Source organism: Acinetobacter sp. UBA3025 (genome assembly GCF_002367915.1).
In the GTDB taxonomy this organism is placed as follows: Bacteria; Pseudomonadota; Gammaproteobacteria; order Pseudomonadales; family Moraxellaceae; genus Acinetobacter.
The window spans coordinates 9,957-15,554 of the sequence record NZ_DFDO01000122.1; the positions used below are offsets into that span (position 1 = coordinate 9,957).

The 5,598-nt window shown below is 44.5% G+C and carries 5 protein-coding genes; 3 read left to right on the forward strand and 2 right to left on the reverse strand.

Annotated elements, in window-relative coordinates; genetic code table 11:
- Window position 1 precedes the first annotated feature (1 nt).
- Window positions 2-805, forward strand: a complete 804-nt coding sequence (locus tag B4J23_RS05355; RefSeq protein WP_291359127.1) for an SPFH domain-containing protein — start codon at window positions 2-4, stop codon at window positions 803-805.
- 213 nt (window positions 806-1,018) lie between these two features.
- A complete protein-coding gene (gene putP, locus B4J23_RS05360) occupies window positions 1,019-2,530 on the forward strand; it encodes a sodium/proline symporter PutP (RefSeq protein ID WP_159122845.1) in 1,512 nt (503 codons plus the stop codon).
- A gap of 83 nt (window positions 2,531-2,613) precedes the next feature.
- Here the strand turns inward: putP and B4J23_RS05365 are convergent, their stop codons facing one another.
- The gene (locus tag B4J23_RS05365; RefSeq protein WP_291359130.1) at window positions 2,614-3,522 is read right to left on the reverse strand and encodes a polyprenyl synthetase family protein; all 909 of its coding nucleotides are present in this window, start codon (window positions 3,520-3,522) and stop codon (window positions 2,614-2,616) included.
- A 228-nt stretch (window positions 3,523-3,750) separates the two neighbouring features.
- Window positions 3,751-4,941, reverse strand: a complete 1,191-nt coding sequence (gene prpF, locus B4J23_RS05370) for a 2-methylaconitate cis-trans isomerase PrpF (protein WP_291359132.1) — start codon at window positions 4,939-4,941, stop codon at window positions 3,751-3,753.
- Between the two features lie 331 nt (window positions 4,942-5,272).
- On the opposite strand from prpF, the gene B4J23_RS05375 reads away from it, so the two are divergent.
- A partial coding sequence (locus tag B4J23_RS05375; RefSeq protein WP_291359134.1) for an amino acid permease occupies window positions 5,273-5,598 on the forward strand: 326 nt, incomplete at its 3' end.

A 5,598-nucleotide genomic window follows, 5' to 3' on the forward strand; every position in this document is an offset into this window, starting at 1 on the left:
GATTACCATTTTTAAAGGTGTACGGATTGTTCCACAAGGCTATAAGTGGATCGTGCAACGTCTGGGTAAATACCACACTACACTTAATCCTGGCCTGAATTTTGTTATTCCTTATGTAGATGAAGTGGCTTATAAAGTCACCACCAAAGATATTGTTCTGGATATTCCTTCGCAGGAAGTAATTACACGTGATAACGCCGTCTTGCTGATGAATGCGGTGGCTTATATCAACCTGACCACTCCTGAAAAAGCCGTGTACGGGATTGAGAACTACTCATGGGCAATTCAGAACCTGGTACAAACTTCGCTACGTTCAATCGTGGGTGAAATGGATCTGGATGATGCCTTATCTTCGCGTGATCATATCAAGGCACGTTTAAAGTCTAGTATTTCTGATGATATTTCAGACTGGGGAATCACCTTAAAAACGGTTGAAATCCAGGATATTAAACCTTCTGTAACCATGCAGACGGCGATGGAAGAACAGGCAGCGGCAGAGCGTCAACGTCGTGCAACCGTCACTAAAGCGGATGGTGAAAAACAGGCCGCCATTCTGGAAGCTGATGGTCGTCTGGAAGCGTCACGTCGTGATGCAGAAGCGCAAGTCGTACTGGCAGAATCTTCACAGCGTGCGATTGATATGGTGAGTCAGGCAATTGGCGATAAGGAAATTCCTGTGGCTTATCTGTTGGGTGAACAATATGTCAAAGCCATGCAGGATATGGCCAAGTCTCCAAATGCCAAGACTGTGGTCTTGCCTGCCGATGTGCTGAATACCATTCGCGGTGTGATGGGACGTCACTAAATTTCAGAGATACTTCACAATAGGCAGCCAATTGGTTGCCTATTTTCTTTCAAAATAAGAAAATCTCAGCAAAGATTGTGAATTTATGGTTAAATTTCGCGTTTATTTTTGAAATCCTCTGGATTCGATGTTGCCTGGCTTTCGGATTAAAGTCTTTCGCATCTGTCATAATCCTTGTTTCGATCTACTGTCCAACTTAAAAATGGATACCGTATGAGCTCCCTAAATCCAACCTTAATTACCTTTCTTTTTTATATTGTCGGCATGGTCGTGATTGGCCTGATGGCATACCGCGCGACAAACAACTTTTCTGATTACATCTTAGGGGGCCGACGTTTAGGTAGTTTCGTAACTGCACTTTCTGCAGGGGCTTCCGACATGAGTGGCTGGCTGCTGATGGGCTTGCCGGGTGCAATTTATCTTTCAGGCCTGTCTGAAATGTGGATTGCGATTGGTCTGATTATCGGTGCCTGGCTGAACTGGCTGCTGGTTGCGGGTCGTTTACGGGTCCATACCGAAGTCCAGCATAATGCCCTGACCCTACCGGACTATTTCTCGAACCGTTTTAACGATCAGAAAAAAGTACTGCGTGTGGTTTCTGCATTTGTCATTCTGATTTTCTTTGCAATTTACTGTGCTTCAGGCATGGTGGCAGGTGCGCGGCTGTTCGAAAGTATGTTCGACATGTCTTATAGTACAGCGCTCTGGATCAGTGCGATTGCAACGATCAGTTATGTGTTTATTGGCGGTTTCCTAGCAGTCAGCTGGACGGATACCATTCAGGCAACCCTGATGATCTTCGCCCTGCTTCTTACGCCAATCGTAACCATCCTGACTTTTTCAGATATGTCGCAAGTTACGCTCGCTTTGGAAGCCGCACGTCCACAGGCCATGAACTTGGTCGGTGATCTGAGTACTATCGCAATCCTGTCATTAATGGCATGGGGTTTGGGTTATTTTGGTCAGCCGCATATTTTAGTACGTTTCATGGCAGCCGATTCAGTGAAGTCAATTCCGAATGCACGCCGTATCGGGATGACCTGGATGACCCTTTGTCTCGGTGGCGCAGTAGCTGCAGGTTTCTTTGGTATTGCCTATTTCCAGCAACATCCGGAACTCGCTGCTGTGGTGAATGCCAATCCTGAAACCGTATTTATGGAACTAACTAAAATTCTGTTTAATCCATGGATTGCCGGTGTGGTTCTAGCGGCAATTCTTGCTGCAGTAATGAGTACGCTTAGCTGTCAGTTACTGGTTTGTTCAAGTACCCTGACTGAAGACTTCTATAAATCATTCCTGCGTAAAAATGCCTCACAAAAAGAGCTGGTTTGGGTCGGTCGTCTGATGGTACTTCTCATTGCTTTACTGGCGATCTGGATGGCTGGTAATCCTGAATCTAAAGTGCTTGGTCTGGTGGCGTATGCCTGGGCAGGTTTTGGCGCTGCTTTTGGTCCACTGATTATTCTGTCTCTGTTCTGGAAACGTATGACCTTGAATGGTGCCTTGGCAGGCATGATCGTTGGTGCATGTATGGTGATTCTGTGGAAGAATACTGTTGGTGGAACAGGTCTTGGTTTTATTCCAGCCGGCATCTATGAAATTATTCCAGGCTTTATCTGTTCTTGGATTGCGATTGTAGTTGTAAGTCTCTTAGGCAAAGCACCAACAGCTGAAATTACAACACGCTTTGAACAGGCAGAACGTCTGTATAACGAAAGCAAGTAATTCAATATAAAAGAAAAGAGGACTTTAAGTCCTCTTTTTTATGCTTGTTTTAAGCTGATTTCAGGAAGATTAGTTTATTCAAATCAGCTTTTACGTGTTAGCAGGAACTGGGTAATCTGCATCAGATCATCAGCCTGACCATCAAAATGATTCAGTGCAGTCATGGCCTGATCATGTAATTGCTGTGCATAGGCTTGGGCTTTCTCTAAACCCATCAATGCTGGATAAGTTGACTTCTCCACCTGTTCATCCTTGCCCGCGGTTTTACCCAGCACTTCTGTATCAGAAATAATATCCAGAATATCGTCCTGCACCTGGAAAGCAAGACCAATGGCTTGCCCGAATTCACGCAATTTTGGAATGGCCAGATCAGTCCCTTCAAAGATCGTCACCGCTGCCATCATAATCGCTGCACTGATCAAGGCACCGGTTTTATTTCGGTGAATCGTCTCCAGTGCTTCCTGATCAATTTTTTTGCCTTCGGCCTGTAAATCCAGTACCTGACCATTGACCATTTTCGAGGAAGCAGTCGCCAGAATCTGCATCTGCTTCAAGACAATCGCAGGTTCTACTGCAGGCCCCTGATCAAACAGACGACTACCCAGAATTTCAAACGCCATAGATTGCAAAATATCACCCGCCAAAAGAGCCGTATCTTCACCAAAAGCAGCATGACAGGTTGGCTGACCACGACGTAACAAGTCATTGTCCATACATGGCAGATCATCATGTGCCAGTGAATAGCAATGAATAAACTCGATCGCAACTGCGGCACGGCGTACCGCAGCACTATTCTGATTCGGTTTTAAAGCGGCAGTGGCATAACAGAGTGCTGGACGTACCCGCTTTCCTCCTAGCATTACGGCATGATGTACTGCCGACTTTAACGGTTCCGGAATGGAAAAGGCTTCCAAAGCAGTCATTAAATCGTGTTGAATCCGTTGTTGTGCTTGAGTTAGTGCATGGGTTGATACGTCAGTGATAGATGACACATTCGCCTCGAATACGTAGCCAGAATAATAAAATGACAGTTTATAAGTGCCTGTCTGTTATCAGGCATTGTACCTAGAATTGCTTTGAATTTTCAGTCTTAAATCCAAATGTTGTTTCATAATTCTGTATTGAGACTAAAAATAATCAAATCAGAAATATCTTTTTTAATAAAAAAACCACCAGAGAACTGATGGTTTTACTTAGGCTAATTTTCTCAAGAAATAATTTTAAGAAAGAGCATCTTCAGGAACACGCACCCAACCTTCCATTAGCACACGAGCACTACGGCTCATGATGGCTTTTTTCACTTTCCATTCTCCATTTTCCTGCACTGCTTGCGCACCCACTCTTAAGGTACCGGAAGGATGACCAAAGCGGACTGATTCACGCTCCCCGCCACCTGCAACACAATTGACCAAGGTTCCCGGAATCGCTGCCGCTGTCCCAATCGCTACGGCCGCCGTTCCCATCATGGCATGATGCAACTTACCCATCGATAAGGCACGGACCAGAATATCGCTATCTGCTTCGGTAACTTCCTTACCACTAGAGGACGTATAAGTCTTTGGCGAAGCCACAAAGGCGATCTTTGGCGTATGCTGACGTGTAACAGCTTCACTAATATCCTGAATCAGACCCATCTGTTGAGCAGCATAGGCTCGAATGGTTTCAAACTTCACCAAAGCGGCTGCATCATTATTGATATGATCCTGTAACTCGGTACCGTTATAGCCCAGATCTTCTGCCTTTAAGAAAACTGTCGGGATCCCAGCATTAATCATCGTTACTTCAAAGCTGCCAATATTCGGTACTTCTAGCGTATCGGTTAAATTTCCGGTCGGAAACATTGAACCGCCCTCGGCATCATCATCGGCAGGATCCAGAAATTCAATCTGTACTTCGGCTGCTGGGAAAGTTACGCCATCCAGCTCAAAATCACCTAATTCCTGAACCTGACCATTCTGCATCGGTACATGGGCGATAATGGTTTTCTGAATATTCGCCTGCCAGATTCGCACCGTACACAGCCCATTTTCAGGAATACGTGCAGGATCGACCAGGCCATTGGAAATCGCAAATGCCCCAACTGCTGCAGTCAGATTGCCACAATTACCACTCCAGTCTACAAAAGGGCGATCAATCGATACCTGACCAAACAGATAATCCACATCATGATTTTCTTGCTGACTTTTAGACAGAATCACAGTTTTGCTGGTACTTGAACTGGCACCGCCCATCCCATCAATCTGCTTGCCATATGGATCCGGGCTGCCGATCACTCTTAATAATAACTGGTCCCGAATTCGGCCTGCCTGTTGTGCAGCAGCAGGTAAATCGTCCAGTTTAAAGAACACCCCTTTACTGGTGCCTCCGCGCATATAAGTGGCTGGGATTTTGATTTGGGCAGCGAAACTCATGAATACTTTCTTCCTCTGGCTTGTCTTTATTCTGATCAAAATTATTGAATATTTGTGAGACGAGTATAATCGGTTTAAAGCCAAGTAGTTGCCTTGCCCGACCTAAGTATAAAAAAACAGCATTTGTGTCGAGTTAAAAAAACAGCAAACTCATCAGTTACATTTTCAATAAAATTAATATATTGATTCACATATCTTTTATTCTATTTATTTTTATAATTTTTTTTATAAATACGATAATAATATTTCATCCAGACGGGTGCTCTAGGCTTCTTATCTTTGTTCCATTACAATCTTTATACCTATTTCTTACATTGTCGGGCTGAACACTTTGAATAACGAGTCTTCACAACTTCAGCGTGGCTTAAAGAACCGTCATATTCAGTTGATCGCCATGGGCGGTGCAATTGGCACAGGCTTATTCTTAGGTTCCGCACAGGTGATCCAATCTGCGGGTCCTTCTATTATTCTTGGCTATGCCATTGGTGGCTTAATTGCATTCTTAATCATGCGTCAATTGGGTGAGATGATTGTTCATGAACCTGTAGCAGGTTCATTCAGCCATTTTGCTTATAAATACTGGGGCAAATTCCCTGGTTTCCTTGCGGGTTGGAACTACTGGATCTTATATATCCTGGTGAGATCGGAAGAGCGGTT

Coding starts and splice junctions, on each gene's coding strand:
- prpF (WP_291359132.1), bottom strand. CDS start 4,941: ATGAGTTTCGCTGCCCAAATCAAAATCCCAGCCACTTATATGCGCGGA.
- putP (WP_159122845.1), top strand. CDS start 1,019: ATGAGCTCCCTAAATCCAACCTTAATTACCTTTCTTTTTTATATTGTC.